The sequence below is a fragment of the Lactobacillus johnsonii genome (genome assembly GCF_014058685.1).
Classification (GTDB): Bacteria; Bacillota; Bacilli; order Lactobacillales; family Lactobacillaceae; genus Lactobacillus.
Genome location: NZ_CP059055.1, coordinates 355,797 through 372,279, shown reverse-complemented (window position 1 = coordinate 372,279; position 16,483 = coordinate 355,797). Strand labels below are relative to the sequence as shown.

Genomic DNA, 16,483 nt, shown 5'->3' with positions numbered 1-16,483 from the left:
AAAAGACCCAAAAGTATTTCACCTTTAGGTCTTACTTCACAGCTATCTATGATTTTGATATGTCTTTTCTCAATTTAAAATACTTCCATTGATCATTAAGTGTATCTATTAATGATAATCCGAATCCTACTCTAACAAATGTGCGCACCCATGACCATGATATCAGATCGGAAAATATAGAAGCTACTAATAGTACAAAACATACACTATAAGCAACATATAGGTCTTCTTTCAGATCTTTTTTATCCATGTTCATAATATTTTCCTCACTTCTACTCACAATTTTTTAGTAATTAAGATTAAATGTATGCTATCACATACTAAACAAAAAAGACATCCCTTTCGAGATGTCTTTTGCATAAAACGTAATATAAAATATTAACGCTTTGAGAATTGTGAAGCTTTGCGGGCTTTCTTCAAACCTGGCTTCTTTCTTTCCTTCATTCTTGGGTCACGAGTTAACATGCCAGCCTTCTTAAGAGGACCACGGAAATCTGGGTCAACTTCAAGAAGTGCACGTGCAATACCTAAACGAATTGCACCAGCTTGTCCTGAGAAACCACCACCGTTAACGTTAACTAAAATATCGTATTGACCTTCAGTTTCAGTTAATGCTAATGGTTGCTTCATATCTTGAACCAAGTTAGGGTATGGAATGTACTTAGTTACGTCTTCTTTGTTAATGGTAATTTGACCGTTACCTGGTACTAAACGTACGCGGGCAACAGAATCTTTACGACGACCAGTTCCAGCGTAAGCTGCTTGTTGTGCCATTATTTAAAACCTCCTAGATTAATTCGTTGATGTCTAACTTTTCAGGCTTTTGTGCTGCGTGTTCGTGGTCTTCACCAGCGTAAACATGCATCTTCATGAATTCTTGGTGACCAAGAGTATTCTTTGGCAACATGCCTTTTACAGATAATTCAACTAATCTTACTGGGTTCTTAGCTAATAATTCACCGGCAGGAGTAGCTCTTAAGCCACCACGGTAATCTGAGTGGCGGTAGTAGATCTTATCAGTTGCTTTTTTACCAGTCAACTTCAATTTAGCTGCGTTAACAACAATAACATAATCACCAGTATCAACATTTGGTGTATATTGAGGCTTATTCTTACCTCTTAAAATTGATGCTACAGCAGTTGATAAACGACCAAGTGAAACATCAGTCGCATCGATAACATACCACTTACGTTTAATATCACTAGTTTTAGCTAATGGGGTAGTACGCACTTTAAATTCCTCCGTTTTTCTTCTGTTTGACAAACAATAAGTTTCCGGGGCCTATCGTGGACAAACATACGTATACTAATTTACGTCGTTTTGCCTGAAAAGTCAATCCTTTTTAAGGTCCAAACGATATTTTTTAGGAATATCTTCATAAAAAACATGTTGTAAATATAATCCACTGGCTGGTGCAGTAGTTCGAACTTCTTGTCGGTCTTTTGCCTTTAAAACTCTTGGTATATCATCAACAGGTCTTTTTTTATTGCCTATTTCTAACAAAGTTCCAACTAGGATTCTTACCATGTTATATAAAAAGCCATTTCCAATAAAATCAAAAAAGATCTGCTTTTTATCCGGGTCTGGCGTAATATTCACATAGTAAATTGTTCGCACCTTATCCACAATTTGTCCACCGCTAGCAGCAAAACTTGTAAAATCGTGTTCACCAATCAAATCTTTAGCTGCCTGCTGCATTAGCGAAATATCTAAAGGATATGGATAGTGGCCCGTATAAAAACGATTAAAAGGGTCTGTAAAACGATGTTGATCTACTATATATCGATACCATTTTCCTTTAGTTGAATATTGAACATGAAAATCTTCATCAACAATTTCACTTTCAAAGAAAACTGTGTCAATCGGCATGAGGGCATTTAAAGCAAGCATCATATTTTTAGCTGGGATTTCTTTTCCCGGATAGTCAAAGTGAATAACTTGTCCTTTAGCATGAACACCAGCGTCAGTTCTTCCAGATCCGTGCACTACCACTCTTTTTCCTTTAGTCATCTTTTTTAATGCTTCTTCAATCACGCCTTGGACAGTTCGTTCATTTGGTTGAATTTGAAATCCATGAAAAAGATGACCATCATAGGCCATGGTTAATTTATATCTTGTAGTCATTAATTAATACGTCCTTGTAAGTAATAAAATTAGCGTCAATAGCGCGAAATAGCCTAAGTTAATCCAATCATACTTTGACCACTTTAAAACTCGATAGCGGGTCCTTTTTGCCCCTTCTCGATAACCTCTTGCTTCCATAGCCGTAGCCAAATCAATTGCAACAGTTAAGGAACTAATAAATAAGGGAATTAAAATTGGGATAATCGAATGAATTCTCTTAATTAAGCCCCCACTATTAAAATCGGCTCCACGTGCTCTCTGAGCATTCATAATTCGTACTGCTTGATCTAATAATGTCGGCACAAAGCGAAGCGCAATAGACATTACAAGAGCAATTTGAGCTACTGGAACTTTTAGGTAGCCAAGAGGTTTTAAGATCCATTCCATTCCATCTGCAATTTCTAATGATGTGGTCGTCAGCGTAAGAACTGTCGAAATCAGAATAATCATTACAAAACGAATAAAGATAAAAATAGAATTCTGAATCCCATATTCACTAATGTTGAAAATTCCCCACTGCCAATAAACTTTTCCACCTGTAGTAAAAAATAATTGCAAAACTGAAGTAAATAGAATTAACCAAATTAATGGCTTTACTCCATCCCAAAATACTTTAGGCTTTAATTTTGTTGCCCAAACAGCAAGTAAAGTAAATATCGATAAAAAGAAATAGGACAACCAATTATTAGCCAGAAAGATAATAACAATAAATAAAAATGTTGCAATTATCTTTCCTCGAGGATCCATTTTATAAACGATAGAATTACTAGGAATATAACGTCCAATAATAATTTTACTCATCCATGTCCCCCTTCTTCTTTAGCTCATTTGCAACTTTACTTACTAACGACTCAATAGTTAGTGGCATCTCTGAAAATTGAAAACCACCTTTTTGTAGCTCCCGAGTTAGTCTACTAGTTGCGGGTTCATCGAGATAGTGTTTTTTTACCCACTCCTGATCAGAAAAAATCTCTTGTGGACTAGCATGTTTTATTAAATGACCATGATCAAGGACTAACATATCATCTGCATATTCACTAATATCATCCATATTATGTGAAATTAGAATGACTGTATGGCCAGCTCGTTGGTACTCCTTAAATATCTCAAACATTTGCTTCTGTCCTTCAGGATCTAGTCCAGCTGCAGGTTCATCAAGACATAAAATTTCTGGTTCATATGCCATCACACCTGCAATTGCCACGCGACGCATTTGACCTCCAGAAAGTTCAAAAGGAGATTTATCCATCATATCTTCAGAAAGGCCTACTTTTTTAATCCACTCTACTGCTTGCTCTTTTGCCTTTTGTTCTGAAAAGCCAAAATTAAGTGGACCAAACATCACATCTTTAAGCACAGTTTCTTCAAATAGTTGATTTTCAGGAAATTGAAACACTAGGCCCACTTTTTTTCGAATTGCTTTTAGTGCCTTGCTTGAAGTATTTGCATTAATCTGCTCACCCGCTACAGTGATTTCACCCTTACTTGGAAGCAATAAGCCATCAAAATACTGCATGAGAGTAGACTTTCCACTTCCGGTATGGCCAGCAATTGCTACAAAGGATCCTTTTTCTATTTTAAAAGATATATCTATCAATCCTTGAGTTTGAAATGGAGTTCCAGGTGCATAAACATAATCTACATTTTTGAATTCAATTGACACAAATACTTCACCAACTTTTCCTCACTATTGACTTCTCGAGGGATATGAATTTCTTTTTTTATAAGTTCATTTTTAACCTTATAAAATAAAGGGAGCTCTAATCCGGCACTTTTTATTAAAACCTCGTTTTCAAATATCTCTCTTGGAGAGCCACTAGCCAATAATTTTCCTTTATCTAAAACTAACATCTGGTCTGCTTGTACCGCTTCATTAATATCATGAGTAATGGAGAAGATAGTCAGACCATTTTTATTTTGTAAATCTCGTATAAGGCTAAGAATTTTCGTTTTACCTGCTGGATCTAACATACTAGTTGATTCGTCTAAAATTATTAATTTTGGTCCAATCGCTAAAATGCCGGCAATAGCTACTCTTTGCTTTTGACCTCCAGACAAATATTGAGGTTCGCTTTTTTGAAAGTCAAGCATATCCACTTGCTCAAGCACATCATGAACAATAGTCTGCATCTTAGAACGAGAAACTTGACGATTCTCAAGACCAAAAGCTACATCATCTTCCACCGTAGCACCAACAAATTGATTATCAGGATTTTGGAATACAATTCCTACACGGTCTCTAATATCCCACATTGTTTTCTCTGTCAGCTCAATACCATCAACGTTAATTACCGTTCTAGGATTATCATGGGGTAAAAGAATGCCATCCAATAAACGGGCAATTGTTGATTTTCCGCTCCCATTATGACCTACCAAAGTAGTCCATGATCCTCTAGGAATTGAGAAACTAATATCATTTACAGCAGGTACTTTACTATCTTTATAGGTAAAAGAAAGATGCTTAACCGTTACTATATTATCTTTCATAAATATTCACTGCTCTTTTTCCATAATATGTCATTGTATCAATTATATATAAAAAAAGAGCAAAAAAAAATCATCCACAAAGAGGGATGATTTAACATCTAAGCTAGACTAGGCAAAAGCCACCATCATCACGCTTATTCTCGCTTTTGTGAAAGATTTATAAAATAATATTATATTTTACCTAATTAAACTAATTCAATGATTACCATTGGAGCAGCGTCACCCTTACGTGGGTTAGCTAACTTGTACATTCTGGTGTAACCACCATTACGATCTTTGTAACGAGGTGCAATGTCACTGAAAAGTTTTTGAAGTGCTGATTTTACAACAACTGCATCTTTTTCTTCATGAATATCAGCAATTTCATTACGAACAAAAGCAGCTGCCTTTCTTCTAGCACTTAAATCACCGCGTTTACCTAAAGTAATCATTTTTTCGGTAGTTGTGCGGATTTCTTTAGCACGGGTTTCAGTAGTAACAATGCGTTCGTTCATGATCAATTGAGTAGTCATTTCTCTAAGCATTGCTTTTCTGTGTGCACTATCGCGACCTAATTTACGGTATGCCATGAGTTTTCCCTCCTTATTATTCCTACTTAGTCATCTTGACGAAGTGATAGACCAAGATCGGCAAGTTTATTCTTTACTTCTTCTAATGACTTACGTCCTAAGTTACGTACGCGCATCATATCTGCTTCAGATTTATCAGTTAATTCTTGAACAGTATTAATTCCTGCACGTTTCAAGCAGTTATAGGAACGAACAGACAAATCAAGCTCTTCGATCGTCATCTCAAGCTTCTTTTCGTTCTTATCGTCCTCTTTTTCTACCATTACATCATCAAACTGCGCATCCATATCAGTAGACATAAATACTTTGAAGTGTTCTACAAGAATCTTCGCAGCGAAACTAAGGGCATCATTAGGTGTGATTGAACCATCAGTCCAAATTTCTAAAGTTAATTTGTCATAGTCATCTCTCTTACCAACACGAGCACTTTCAACTTGGTAGTTAACTTTTTTGATTGGTGAGAAGAGTGAATCAACGGGGATGACACCAATAGGCATGTCATCTGTCTTGTTTTCACTTGCGGGAACATAACCACGACCAGTCTTGATCGCAACGTTCATATGCAAATGGCCACCATCAGCAATACTACAAATATATTGATCTGGATTTAAGACCTCAATATCAGAGTCGACCTTCAAATCAGCAGCAGTTACAATTGCTGGTCCAGTTACATCGATTTCAGCAATTTTTTCTTCATCTGAGAGTGACTTTAACTCTAGTTTCTTCAAATTAAGAATGATCTTCGTGACGTCTTCTCTAACGCCAGGAATTGTTGAAAATTCATGTAACACACCATCAATCTGAATGTAAGAAAGTGCCGTACCTGGAATAGAAGTAAGTAAAACTCGACGGAGTGAGTTACCTAAAGTAGTCCCGAAACCGCGTTCCAGTGGTTCGACAACAAACTTACCGTATGCCTCCTCTTGGTCTACTACGGTAATATTTGGTTTTTCAAATTCAATCATTACTGGGCCCCTTTCAAAACGTAATGTCCTGCACGCAGGAATAAACTAGACACGACGACGTTTTGGTGGTCTGGAACCGTTGTGCGGCACTGGAGTAACGTCGCGAATAGCAGTGATTTCAAGACCTGCAGCTTGAAGTGCTCTAATAGCAGCTTCACGACCTGCACCTGGGCCTTTAACTGAAACTTCAACATGCTTCATGCCTTGATCCATTGCAGATTTTGCAGCTGCTTCTGCGGCCATTTGAGCAGCAAATGGTGTAGACTTACGACTACCCTTAAAACCTAAAGCACCAGCGGAAGACCATGCGACTGCGTTACCTTGTACATCAGTAATCATGACCAAGGTATTGTTAAACGTAGAATGAATATGAGCAACGCCGCTTTCAACATGCTTCTTTACACGGCGTTTACGTGCTGTTTTCTTTGCAGCCATTAACTTAACCTCCTATTTAATAAATTATTTTCTCTTTGAACCCTTACGAGTACGAGCATTATTCTTGGTATTTTGACCACGAACTGGTAAGCCACGACGGTGACGAATACCACGGTATGAGCCAATTTCAACTAAACGCTTGATGTTAAGGCTAACTTCACGACGAAGATCACCTTCAACACGGTACTTGTCTACTTCGCTACGTAATTTTTCTTGATCTTCTGGAGTCAAGTCATTAGTACGAATGTCTTCAGAAATACCAGCATCTTTACAAATCTTTTTTGCAGTTGGTTCACCAATACCATAGATATAAGTTAATGCGACTACAACTCTTTTATTTCTGGGTAAGTCAACACCAGCAATACGTGCCATTAAATTGCACCTCCTAATAAAAATATCTAACTATTAACCTTGACGTTGTTTGTGCTTAGGGTTTGCAGAGCAAATCACCATAACACGACCATGTCTTTTGATAATCTTGCAATGTTCACACATTGGTTTAACAGATGGTCTAACTTTCATGTTTGCCTCCGTAATTACTTAATAAAACGATACGTAATCCTACCCTTAGTTAAATCATATGGTGATAATTCAACTGTTACTCTATCACCAGGTAAAATTCTAATGTAGTGCATTCTAATTTTACCAGACACATGAGCTAAAATAGTTGCACCATTTTCTAATTCAACTTTAAACATAGCATTAGGTAAGGTATCAACTACCTTACCCTCAACTTCGATGACATCTTCTTTTGCCAAAATTGTTCCTCCACATGAACAAATAGTCACACTTAGGCATTATAACACGGAATTGTAAAAAAACAATAACAGACTAGTCTTTACTTAAAATTTTGTCAATGTCTTCAAATACTTTTTCCGGAGTTTGTTCACCGTTAACAGTTGAAAGAATTCCTTTTTCTTCATAAAAATCACGAAGAGGAGTATTCATTTTCTTGTTAACTTCTAAGCGATTTTTAACAACTTCTGGCTTGTCATCCTCACGTTGGAAAAATTCATGTCCTCCGCAACGATCACAAGTACCTTCTACTTTAGTTGGATTTGAAATCTTATTGTAAGTTGCACCACATTTTTTACAAATGTAACGTGCTGATAAACGTTTGATCAAAACATCTTCATCAACATCAATTGCAATTACATTAGTTAACGGTTTTTCCAACCGTTTAGTTATATCTTCAAGAAGTTCTGCTTGAACAGTGGTTCTTGGAAATCCATCCAAGATGAATCCGTTTTTAGTGTCGGGTTGCTTAAGTCGTTCTTCAACTAACTTAGCTGTAACTTCATCTGGGACCAAATTTCCTTTATCAATATAACTTTTAGCTTCCAAACCAACAGGAGTTTCATTAGCCATAGCTTCTCTAAACATATCACCGGTAGAGATATGTGCTAAGTGATACTTATCCACAATGCTTTCAGAAGCTGTTCCTTTGCCTGCACCAGGCAAACCTAAAAGAATTAAATTAATCATTTTTATCCTTACTATCTAATAAATCCAACGTATTCGCGTTTCATTAGTAACCCATCAACTTGACGAGCTAATTCTAAAACAACACCAATAACGATTAAAAGACTCGTTCCACCAAGACCAATTGAACTTGGTAAACCAAAAATATTTGTAGCAAGTTGTGGTAACAAGGCAACTAGCCCTAAAAATACCGCACCTACTGTAGATAATCTAATCAAAATTTTAGATACATATTTTTGTGTATCTTTTCCTGGCCAAACGCTAGGAATATAGGCTCCTTGCTTTTGCAAGTTCTCAGCCAACTTTTCTGGATTTACTTGAACAAAGGCATAGAAGAAAGTGAACAAAATAATCAATAGTGTATAAATCAGTGCACCAGGTGTAGTTTGTAAACTAAATATTTGATTACAAATCTTAAACCATTGTTCATTTCCATGAGATCTTTGGAAAGCCATCAAAATTGTAGCTGGTGTAATAATAAAGGAACTGGCAAAAATAACTGGAATAACTCCAGACACGTTAACCTTTAATGGTAGGAAACTTTCGGAGCCACTTGTTGCTGCTCTACGAGTATATTGAATAGGTACTCGTAAATCAGCTTGTTGAAACCATGTAACAAATTGAGTTACTAGTAAAATGGCAATAATGATCGCGATGAAGAACAAAATCCCTTGCCAACGATCGCTAGCACTATTATTAATGATGAAATCTTTATATAGTTGATAAATTCCATTTGGAAGGCGAGCAATGATACCTGCAAAAATAATAACAGATACACCATTTCCGAGCCCCTTATCAGTAATTTCATCACCTAGCCAGGTCAAAAGCATTGTCCCAGCAGTCATAATAATGGCAATCTCAATATAGGTTTGAGGAGTTTGCGTTTTAACCAAACCCATTTCAGTTAAAACGTTAAAACCAAGAGTAATTCCTAGACTTTGAACAAAAGCAACGACTAAAGTAAGATAGCGCGTTACCTGATTTGTTTTTCGTCTTCCGACTTCTCCTTGTTTCCCCCATTCAACTAACTTAGGAACAATATCCATTTGGAGTAATTGAATGACAATTTGGGCAGTGATGTAAGGTGAAACACCTAATGAAAAAATAGAATAAGTATCTAATCCACCACCACTAACTGTATCCAACATTGGGACTAAACCAGTTTGTGCAACCCGTGTAATAGCTTTTGCATTAACACCCGGAACCGTAATATTAGCTCCGATTCGATAAAGCAATAGGATAAAGAGAGTAAAGAAGATTTTTGATCTAATATCTTTATCCTTAAAGGCGTTCTTCAAGGTCGAGAACATTAGATCACCTCAACAGTTCCGCCAGCGGCTTCAACAGCTTTTTTAGCAGCTTCTGAGGCTTTGTTAACTTTTACAGTTAACTTAACCTTTAATTCACCGTTAGCTAACAACTTAACTCCTGCAAGTTCTTTTTTAACTAAACCTGATGATTTTAATGTATCGATAGTTACTTCACTACCATCATCAAATCTGTTTAAATCATTTAAATTAATAATAGCGTATTCTTTGCGGTTAACGTTCTTGAAACCACGCTTAGGCATTCTTCTGAATAATGGCATTTGACCACCTTCGAAACCTAAACGAGTCTTACCACCAGTACGAGCTAATTGACCCTTTTGTCCACGACCAGCAGTTTTACCGTAACCACTAGAAGTACCACGACCAACACGTTTTCTGTTGCGACGTGAACCTTCATTTGGTTTTAATTCATTAAGCTTCATTAATTGGCACCTCCTTGGATTCTAATTACTTATTAACCTCTTCAACTGAGATCAGGTGAGCAATCTTCAATAAAGCGCCACGAGTTGCAGCGTTGTCTGGAAGAACAACAGTGCTATTTACCTTACCAAGACCAAGAGCTTTAACAATTTTTCTTTGTTTTGGAAGACGGTGTGCGACGCTTTTAATTAAGGTAACTTTTAAATCCATTATTTAATCTCCTTAATCTTCTAAGCTTTTTGCTGACTCACGAAGCTTCAAAACATCTTCACGAGTCTTTAATTTACTCAAACCGTCCATAGTAGCACGGATAACATTGATTGGTGTATTTGAACCAAGTGATTTAGAAGTAACATCTGAAATACCTGCTAAATCCATGATAATACGAACAGCACCACCAGCAGCAACACCAGAACCAGCTTCAGCAGGCTTCAACATAATGTTACCAGAACCGTAATGGCCCATAACTTCATGTGGAATAGTAGTACCAACAGTAGGTACCTTAATCATTCTCTTTTTACCAGCTTCAACAGCCTTGCGGATAGCTTCTGGGACTTCTTGAGCCTTACCAGTACCAAAACCTACATGACCTTTTCTATCGCCGACGATTACAACAGCAGCAAATCTCATGCGACGACCACCCTTAACAACCTTGGTGATCCGGTTAATTGCTACTAATTGATCTTCAATATCGTCTTTTTTACGATCTTTACGAGAATCTCTACGAGAATCGTTGCGGTTTGCCATTAGTTAATTCTCCTTTCCTAGAATTCTAATCCGTTTTCACGTGCTGCATCAGCAAGAGCTTGAATACGACCGTGGTATAGGTAACCACTTCTGTCAAATACAACACTCTTGATGTTCTTCTTAGCAGCAGTTTCAGCTAAAGCTTTACCTACTTCAGCAGCTTGTTCCATTTTAGAACCTTCTGCTGAAATATTTTTATCATTTGTTGAGGCACTTGCAAGCGTTACACCCTCTACATCATCAATTAATTGAGCGTAGATGTTTTTGTTTGAACGGAAAACACTTAAGCGTGGGCGCTCAGCAGTACCAGAAATCTTTCCACGAATACGTTTATGACGCTTTAAGCGTAATTTGTTTTTATCTGGTTTAGAAATCACAATTTCACCTCAAAAATTTTCTATTTATTATTTACCAGTCTTACCTTCCTTGCGACGTACATATTCGTCTTCGTAACGAATACCTTTACCCTTGTAAGGTTCTGGTGGACGAACGTCACGAATTTCTGCCGCAAATTGACCAACAACTTGTTTTGAAATACCTTCGATTTCAATTGAAGTTGCTGATGGAGTTTTAACAGTAATACCTTCTGGTGCTTCAAATTCAACTGGGTGAGAGTAACCAACATTTAAAGTTAATTTCTTACCTTGTGCAACTGCACGGTATCCAACACCAACTAAAGTTAACTTTTTAACATATCCATCAGTTACACCTTCAATCATGGAAGCAAGGTTTGCTCTTTCAGTACCGTGAAGAGCTTTGTCAGCTTCACTTGAACGACTAAAATGAATTTCTCCATCTTTTTGTTCAAAGGTAATGCGTGGATCAAAGTATCTAGTTAATTCACCTTTTGGTCCCTTAACAGTGATGTCGTCACCATTTTTGGCAACTGTGACCTTTTCAGGAACCTCGATGACCTTTAAACCAATTCGGCTCATTAATAGTTCTCCTTTCTGTCAAAATTACCAAACGTAAGCAATAACTTCGCCGCCGACGTTCTTTTCTCTAGCTTCTTTATCAGTAATCACACCTGCAGAAGTAGAAATGATAGCAATACCAAGACCATTAAGAACTTTTGGTAAGTTTTCAGCACTTACATAGTTTCTTAAACCAGGCTTAGAAATACGCTTTAAACCTGAAATAACACGTTCGTTATTAGGACCGTACTTCAAGAAAATCTTGATCATACCTTGTTTGTTATCATCTTCAACTTGGTAATCGCGAATAAAGCCTTCGTTCTTTAAGATTTCACTAAGTGATTTCTTCATTGATGATGCAGGAATCTCAACAGAAGTATGTTTTGCCATGTTGGCATTTCTAATTCTAGTCAAGTAATCTGCAATAGGATCTGTCATGACCATTTAATTTGCCTCCTTTACCGTTAATTACCAACTTGCCTTTTTAACACCAGGAATTTGACCCTTGTGTGCTAAGTCTTTTAAGCAAATACGGCATAATTTGAACTTGCGGTAAACAGAGTGTGGACGGCCACATCTCTCGCAACGAGTGTATTCACGAGATGAAAACTTAGCAGGACGATGATTTCTGACGATTTGTGATGTTTTAGCCATTAATGTCCTCCAAATTATTTAGCAAAAGGCATACCAAACTCAGTAAGAAGTTCACGAGCTTCTTCATCTGTCTTGGCAGTAGTTACAATAACAACGTCCAAACCTCTAACACGGTTTACCTTGTCGTAATCAATTTCTGGGAAAATTAATTGTTCTTTGATACCTAAAGTGTAGTTACCACGACCATCAAATGATCTAGAACTAATTCCACGGAAATCACGAACTCTAGGAAGAGAAACGTTGATTAATTTGTACAAGAAATCGTACATTCTATCGCCTCTAAGAGTTACCTTAGCACCAATAGACATACCTTCACGTAAACGGAAGTTTGCGATTGATTTCTTAGCTTTAGTAATCAAAGGCTTTTGACCTGAGATTAAAGTCAATTCTTCTACAGCTTCATCAAGATTCTTTGCATTAGAAACTGCATCACCGACACCCATGTTTAAAACGATCTTATCAATCTTAGGAATTTCCATAACTGAATCGTAATTAAACTTTTTGTTCATAGCTGGTGCGATTTCATTTGAGTATTTTTCTACTAAACTGTTTGCCATGTGCGTCCTCCCTCCTATTTGTTGTTATCTTCTTTTTTAGCAATAACTTTTACATTAGATGCATGGATAGAACCTTCTTTTTCTACCACACCACCATTAGCGTTGGTTTGTGAAGGTTTCTCATGCTTTTTGATCTTATTAACACCTTTGACAACGATACGGTTAGTCTTGGCGTTGACTGAAAGTACAGTGCCTTCTTTGCCTTTATCTTTACCGGCAATAACTTTTACTTTGTCACCTGTTTTAACAAACATCAGTGCACCTCCCTAAAAAATTATAAGACTTCAGGAGCAAGAGATACGATCTTCATGAAATCGTGCTCACGCAGTTCACGGGCTACAGGCCCAAAAATACGAGTTCCACGAGGACTCTTATCAGCATTAATTACAACTGCTGCATTTTCGTCGAACTTGATGTATGAACCATCTTCACGGCGTGCACCTGATTTTGTTCTAACAATAACTGCTTTTACAACATCACCTTTTTTGACAACGCCACCTGGTGTTGCTTGTTTAACAGCAGCAACTACGATATCACCAATATTACCGGTCTTACGCTTAGAACCACCTAAAATCTTGATAACTAGGAGTTCTCTTGCACCGGAGTTGTCAGCAACCTTTAAACGGCTTTCGTGTTGGATCACTAGTTTATCCTCCCCTCAATAAAATCCGCGTAATTAAATTGACTTCTTAACAATCTTAGTTAGACGGTAACGCTTCGCATGTGATAATGGACGGGTTTCCATGATACGAACAGTATCGCCAATCTTAGCTTCGTTGTTTTCATCGTGAGCGTAATACTTCTTTGAGTACTTGATACGCTTCTTATAAACAGGGTGGTTCTTGTAGGTATCTACAACAACTGTAATAGTCTTATCCATCTTGTCAGAAACAACTCGACCTTGGTATACGTGACGATTATTTCTTTCGTTAGTTTCGCTCAAGTTAATAACTCCCTTCCGTTAACTAATTCTTGCTCAATTCTTTTTCGCTAAGAATTGTCTTAATTCTAGCAATGTTCTTGCGGACTTGTCTCAAGCGAGCGGTGTTCTCTAATTGACCCGTTGCTTGTTGGAAACGCAAATTAAAAAGTTCTTCTTTATATTGCTTTTCCTTTTCTAACATTTGATCAGTGGTTAATGCTCTGATATCTTTAGCCTTCATTAGATTCGCCACCTACTTCCGAACTCTTCTTAACAAACTTAGTCTTAATTGGAAGCTTGTTTGAAGCAAGTCTTAAAGCTTCACGAGCAACGTCTTCTGAAACGCCACCGATTTCAAACATAATCTTGCCTCTTTTAACAACAGCTACCCAACCAGCTGGTGCACCTTTACCGGAACCCATACGAACACCAACACCTTTTGCAGTGTAGGATTTTTGTGGGAAGATTCTAATCCAAACTTTACCGCCACGCTTCATGAAACGAGTCATAGCAATACGAGCAGCTTCAATTTGTCTATTAGTAATCCAGTGAGATTCAACAGCTTCTAAACCATATTCACCAAATGCAATGGTCTTTCCACCTTTGGCTTCACCACGCATTTTACCGCGGAATTCACGACGGTGCTTTACACGCTTAGGTACTAACACTATTAGTTTCCTCCCTTCGCTTTCTTAGAAGGTTTGTTCTTACGTTGTGGTAAAATTTCACCACGGTTAATCCAAACCTTAACACCAATTTGACCATAAGTAGTTGCAGCTTCTACCCAAGCATAATCAATATCTGCTCTTAAAGTATGAAGTGGAACACTACCTTCAGTATGCCATTCTCTTCTTGCCATATCAGCACCATTCAAACGACCAGCAGTTTGAACCTTGATACCTTTAGCACCAGAACGCATAGATCTTTGAGTTGCTTGACGAGTTGCACGTCTAAATGCAATTCTTGCTTCAAGTTGGCGAGCAATGCCTTCGCCTACTAATTTAGCATCTAAATCAGGCTTCTTAATTTCAACAATATTAATGTGAACGTTCTTGTTAGTTAAAGCACTAAGTTCTTTTCTTAAAGCTTCAACTTCCTTACCACCTTTACCAATAACCATACCAGGCTTAGCAGTGTGGATAGAAATGTTAATTCTGTTTGCAGCACGTTCAATTTCCACAGTGGAAACAGATGCATCAGCTAACTTTTCAGAGATGAACTTTCTAATACGTAAATCTTCATTTAAAGTGTCAGCGTAGTTTTTGTCTGCATACCACTTTGCTTCCCAATCACGGTTAACACCGAGACGGAAACCATTTGGGTTAATCTTTTGACCCATTAAATTTACCTCCCTTAATCGTTCTTCTCAGATACTACAACTACTACGTGGCTGGTTCTCTTATTAATTGGAGAAGCCATACCCTTAGCACGTGGACGGAATCTCTTTAAAGTTGCACCTTCGTTAACGTATGCTTCTGATACGTAAAGGTTTGCACTTTCAAGATCGTAGTTGTGTTCAGCATTTGCAATAGCTGACTTCAATACTTTTTCAACGATTGGGGAAGCAGCTCTTGGCGTAAATTGTAAGATTGCGAGAGCTTCAGCAACACTCTTTCCACGAATAAGGTCTACTACCAAACGGGCTTTTCTAGGAGCGATGCGAACTGTTCTTGCTTCAGCTTTAGCTGAACTAATTTGTTCTGCCATTTAGATGTCTCTCCTTCCTATTATTTACCTACTGTAGTAGTGGCCTTATCAGCGACCTTGTGACCGCGGAAAGTTCTAGTAGGTACGAATTCACCTAACTTATGACCAACCATATCTTCAGTAATGTATACTGGCACATGTTTTCTTCCATCGTAAACAGCTATTGTGAAACCAACAAAGGAAGGGAAAATAGTTGAACGACGAGACCATGTTTTAATTACTTGTTTCTTTTCGGAACCTTCTTGGGCTTCGATCTTCTTTAAAAGGCTTGCATCAGCAAAAGGACCTTTTTTAATACTACGGCTCATTAATTAACCTCCTTCGTTTAATTATTTGTTACCTTTACGGTGACGAATAATAAGTTTTTCACTTCTAGCCTTAGAGTTTCTAGTCTTAATACCACGAGACTTCTTACCCCATGGAGTCATAGGTTGTGGACGACCAACTGGAGCCTTACCTTCACCACCACCATGTGGGTGATCGTTAGGGTTCATTACGGAACCACGAGATTGTGGACGTTTACCCAACCAACGACTACGACCAGCTTTACCTAATTGAATTAATGAGTGTTGTTCATTACCAACAGAACCGATAGTAGCACGGCAAGTTGATAAAATCTTACGAACTTCACCACTTTGAAGTCTAACTAAAGTATACTTACCATCATTACCAAGAACTTGTGCAACAGTACCAGCACTTCTTACTAATTGTCCACCTTTACCAGGCTTTAATTCAATATTGTGAATTTCAGTACCAGCTGGAATAGCAGATAATGGTAATGCATTACCTGGCTTAATATCAGCATCTGGACCAGATTCAACAACAGCACCAACTTTTAGACCCTTAGGTGCTAAAATGTAAGCTTTAATACCATCAGTGTAGTGAAGAAGAGCGATATTAGCAGTTCTGTTTGGATCGTATTCGATAGCCTTAACAACTGCTTTTACATCATCCTTGTTACGCTTGAAGTCAATGATACGGTATTTTTGTTTGTGACCACCACCACGGTGTCTAACAGTAATATGACCGTATGAGTTACGACCAGCAGTATGACTTTGAGATTCAAGTAAAGTCTTTTCAGGCTTTTTCTTGGTAATTTCAGCAAAGTCGGAAGAAGTCATATTACGTCTGCCGTTTGTAGTTGGCTTATATTTGATAATTGCCAATTGAC

Annotated in this window: 31 protein-coding genes; all 31 read right to left on the bottom strand. The window is 37.6% G+C overall.

What is annotated here, in order from left to right; genetic code table 11:
* Positions 1–378: 378 nt before the first annotated feature.
* Positions 379–774: a 30S ribosomal protein S9 gene (rpsI, locus tag H0I41_RS01765; protein ID WP_004895822.1), complete on the bottom strand. Its 396-nt coding sequence runs from the start codon at positions 772–774 to the stop codon at positions 379–381.
* Between the two features lie 13 nt (positions 775–787).
* Complete coding sequence (gene rplM, locus H0I41_RS01760) at positions 788–1,231, bottom strand: 50S ribosomal protein L13 (RefSeq protein WP_011161528.1); 444 nt, start codon at positions 1,229–1,231, stop codon at positions 788–790.
* Positions 1,232–1,333: 102 nt separating this feature from the next.
* Positions 1,334–2,125 (bottom strand): tRNA pseudouridine(38-40) synthase TruA, encoded by a 792-nt coding sequence (gene truA / locus H0I41_RS01755; RefSeq protein ID WP_086874626.1) that lies wholly within the window; start codon positions 2,123–2,125, stop codon positions 1,334–1,336.
* 3 nt (positions 2,126–2,128) lie between these two features.
* Positions 2,129–2,926, bottom strand: a complete 798-nt coding sequence (locus tag H0I41_RS01750) for an energy-coupling factor transporter transmembrane component T family protein (RefSeq protein ID WP_011161526.1) — start codon at positions 2,924–2,926, stop codon at positions 2,129–2,131.
* The gene (locus H0I41_RS01745; RefSeq protein ID WP_135014277.1) at positions 2,919–3,788 is read right to left on the bottom strand and encodes an energy-coupling factor transporter ATPase; all 870 of its coding nucleotides are present in this window, start codon (positions 3,786–3,788) and stop codon (positions 2,919–2,921) included. The genes H0I41_RS01750 and H0I41_RS01745 overlap by 8 nt, the downstream gene beginning before the upstream one ends.
* Entirely contained in the window at positions 3,764–4,612 is an 849-nt protein-coding gene (locus H0I41_RS01740; protein ID WP_011161524.1) for an energy-coupling factor transporter ATPase, read from the bottom strand. Before H0I41_RS01740 ends, H0I41_RS01745 begins: the two co-directional genes overlap by 25 nt.
* 185 nt (positions 4,613–4,797) lie before the next feature.
* A complete protein-coding gene (rplQ, locus tag H0I41_RS01735; protein ID WP_135014278.1) occupies positions 4,798–5,181 on the bottom strand; it encodes a 50S ribosomal protein L17 in 384 nt (127 codons plus the stop codon).
* Between the two features lie 26 nt (positions 5,182–5,207).
* Positions 5,208–6,146 (bottom strand): DNA-directed RNA polymerase subunit alpha, encoded by a 939-nt coding sequence (locus tag H0I41_RS01730; protein ID WP_004895837.1) that lies wholly within the window; start codon positions 6,144–6,146, stop codon positions 5,208–5,210.
* A 45-nt stretch (positions 6,147–6,191) separates the two neighbouring features.
* Positions 6,192–6,581 (bottom strand): 30S ribosomal protein S11, encoded by a 390-nt coding sequence (gene rpsK / locus H0I41_RS01725; RefSeq protein WP_003647813.1) that lies wholly within the window; start codon positions 6,579–6,581, stop codon positions 6,192–6,194.
* Positions 6,582–6,605: 24 nt separating this feature from the next.
* Positions 6,606–6,953: a 30S ribosomal protein S13 gene (rpsM, locus tag H0I41_RS01720; RefSeq protein WP_003647814.1), complete on the bottom strand. Its 348-nt coding sequence runs from the start codon at positions 6,951–6,953 to the stop codon at positions 6,606–6,608.
* A gap of 33 nt (positions 6,954–6,986) precedes the next feature.
* Positions 6,987–7,103, bottom strand: a complete 117-nt coding sequence (gene rpmJ, locus H0I41_RS01715; RefSeq protein ID WP_003647815.1) for a 50S ribosomal protein L36 — start codon at positions 7,101–7,103, stop codon at positions 6,987–6,989.
* A 14-nt stretch (positions 7,104–7,117) separates the two neighbouring features.
* The gene (gene infA / locus H0I41_RS01710; RefSeq protein ID WP_003647816.1) at positions 7,118–7,339 is read right to left on the bottom strand and encodes a translation initiation factor IF-1; all 222 of its coding nucleotides are present in this window, start codon (positions 7,337–7,339) and stop codon (positions 7,118–7,120) included.
* Between the two features lie 73 nt (positions 7,340–7,412).
* Positions 7,413–8,066 carry an adenylate kinase gene (locus tag H0I41_RS01705; protein ID WP_004895847.1) on the bottom strand — a complete coding sequence of 218 codons (654 nt, stop codon included), beginning with the start codon at positions 8,064–8,066 and terminating at the stop codon, positions 7,413–7,415.
* A gap of 11 nt (positions 8,067–8,077) precedes the next feature.
* Positions 8,078–9,373, bottom strand: a complete 1,296-nt coding sequence (gene secY / locus H0I41_RS01700; RefSeq protein ID WP_004895849.1) for a preprotein translocase subunit SecY — start codon at positions 9,371–9,373, stop codon at positions 8,078–8,080.
* On the bottom strand, positions 9,373–9,813 hold the full coding sequence (gene rplO / locus H0I41_RS01695; protein WP_003649460.1) for a 50S ribosomal protein L15: 441 nt from the start codon (positions 9,811–9,813) through the stop codon (positions 9,373–9,375). The genes secY and rplO overlap by 1 nt, the downstream gene beginning before the upstream one ends.
* 25 nt (positions 9,814–9,838) lie before the next feature.
* Entirely contained in the window at positions 9,839–10,024 is a 186-nt protein-coding gene (gene rpmD / locus H0I41_RS01690) for a 50S ribosomal protein L30 (protein WP_024273012.1), read from the bottom strand.
* Between the two features lie 9 nt (positions 10,025–10,033).
* A complete protein-coding gene (rpsE, locus tag H0I41_RS01685) occupies positions 10,034–10,558 on the bottom strand; it encodes a 30S ribosomal protein S5 (RefSeq protein ID WP_003647820.1) in 525 nt (174 codons plus the stop codon).
* 17 nt (positions 10,559–10,575) lie between these two features.
* Positions 10,576–10,935 (bottom strand): 50S ribosomal protein L18, encoded by a 360-nt coding sequence (gene rplR, locus H0I41_RS01680; RefSeq protein ID WP_004895852.1) that lies wholly within the window; start codon positions 10,933–10,935, stop codon positions 10,576–10,578.
* 27 nt (positions 10,936–10,962) lie between these two features.
* Positions 10,963–11,493 carry a 50S ribosomal protein L6 gene (rplF, locus tag H0I41_RS01675; RefSeq protein WP_135014279.1) on the bottom strand — a complete coding sequence of 177 codons (531 nt, stop codon included), beginning with the start codon at positions 11,491–11,493 and terminating at the stop codon, positions 10,963–10,965.
* Positions 11,494–11,517: 24 nt separating this feature from the next.
* Entirely contained in the window at positions 11,518–11,916 is a 399-nt protein-coding gene (rpsH, locus tag H0I41_RS01670) for a 30S ribosomal protein S8 (RefSeq protein WP_004895856.1), read from the bottom strand.
* Between the two features lie 24 nt (positions 11,917–11,940).
* On the bottom strand, positions 11,941–12,126 hold the full coding sequence (locus H0I41_RS01665; RefSeq protein WP_003647824.1) for a type Z 30S ribosomal protein S14: 186 nt from the start codon (positions 12,124–12,126) through the stop codon (positions 11,941–11,943).
* A gap of 14 nt (positions 12,127–12,140) precedes the next feature.
* A complete protein-coding gene (gene rplE / locus H0I41_RS01660) occupies positions 12,141–12,683 on the bottom strand; it encodes a 50S ribosomal protein L5 (RefSeq protein WP_004895859.1) in 543 nt (180 codons plus the stop codon).
* Positions 12,684–12,697: 14 nt separating this feature from the next.
* The gene (gene rplX, locus H0I41_RS01655; RefSeq protein ID WP_004895861.1) at positions 12,698–12,937 is read right to left on the bottom strand and encodes a 50S ribosomal protein L24; all 240 of its coding nucleotides are present in this window, start codon (positions 12,935–12,937) and stop codon (positions 12,698–12,700) included.
* A 20-nt stretch (positions 12,938–12,957) separates the two neighbouring features.
* Positions 12,958–13,326 carry a 50S ribosomal protein L14 gene (rplN, locus tag H0I41_RS01650; protein WP_003647826.1) on the bottom strand — a complete coding sequence of 123 codons (369 nt, stop codon included), beginning with the start codon at positions 13,324–13,326 and terminating at the stop codon, positions 12,958–12,960.
* 33 nt (positions 13,327–13,359) lie between these two features.
* The gene (rpsQ, locus tag H0I41_RS01645; RefSeq protein WP_003647827.1) at positions 13,360–13,626 is read right to left on the bottom strand and encodes a 30S ribosomal protein S17; all 267 of its coding nucleotides are present in this window, start codon (positions 13,624–13,626) and stop codon (positions 13,360–13,362) included.
* Positions 13,627–13,648: 22 nt separating this feature from the next.
* Positions 13,649–13,846, bottom strand: coding sequence for a 50S ribosomal protein L29 (gene rpmC, locus H0I41_RS01640; protein ID WP_003647828.1), 198 nt, complete (start codon positions 13,844–13,846; stop codon positions 13,649–13,651).
* Positions 13,836–14,273 carry a 50S ribosomal protein L16 gene (gene rplP, locus H0I41_RS01635; RefSeq protein WP_004895865.1) on the bottom strand — a complete coding sequence of 146 codons (438 nt, stop codon included), beginning with the start codon at positions 14,271–14,273 and terminating at the stop codon, positions 13,836–13,838. Before rplP ends, rpmC begins: the two co-directional genes overlap by 11 nt.
* Positions 14,274–14,275: 2 nt before the next feature.
* Positions 14,276–14,944, bottom strand: coding sequence for a 30S ribosomal protein S3 (gene rpsC / locus H0I41_RS01630; protein ID WP_011161521.1), 669 nt, complete (start codon positions 14,942–14,944; stop codon positions 14,276–14,278).
* A 14-nt stretch (positions 14,945–14,958) separates the two neighbouring features.
* Positions 14,959–15,312: a 50S ribosomal protein L22 gene (rplV, locus tag H0I41_RS01625; RefSeq protein WP_003649465.1), complete on the bottom strand. Its 354-nt coding sequence runs from the start codon at positions 15,310–15,312 to the stop codon at positions 14,959–14,961.
* A gap of 20 nt (positions 15,313–15,332) precedes the next feature.
* Positions 15,333–15,620, bottom strand: a complete 288-nt coding sequence (rpsS, locus tag H0I41_RS01620) for a 30S ribosomal protein S19 (RefSeq protein ID WP_003647831.1) — start codon at positions 15,618–15,620, stop codon at positions 15,333–15,335.
* Between the two features lie 21 nt (positions 15,621–15,641).
* A complete protein-coding gene (gene rplB, locus H0I41_RS01615; protein WP_004895870.1) occupies positions 15,642–16,478 on the bottom strand; it encodes a 50S ribosomal protein L2 in 837 nt (278 codons plus the stop codon).
* Positions 16,479–16,483: the final 5 nt, after the last annotated feature.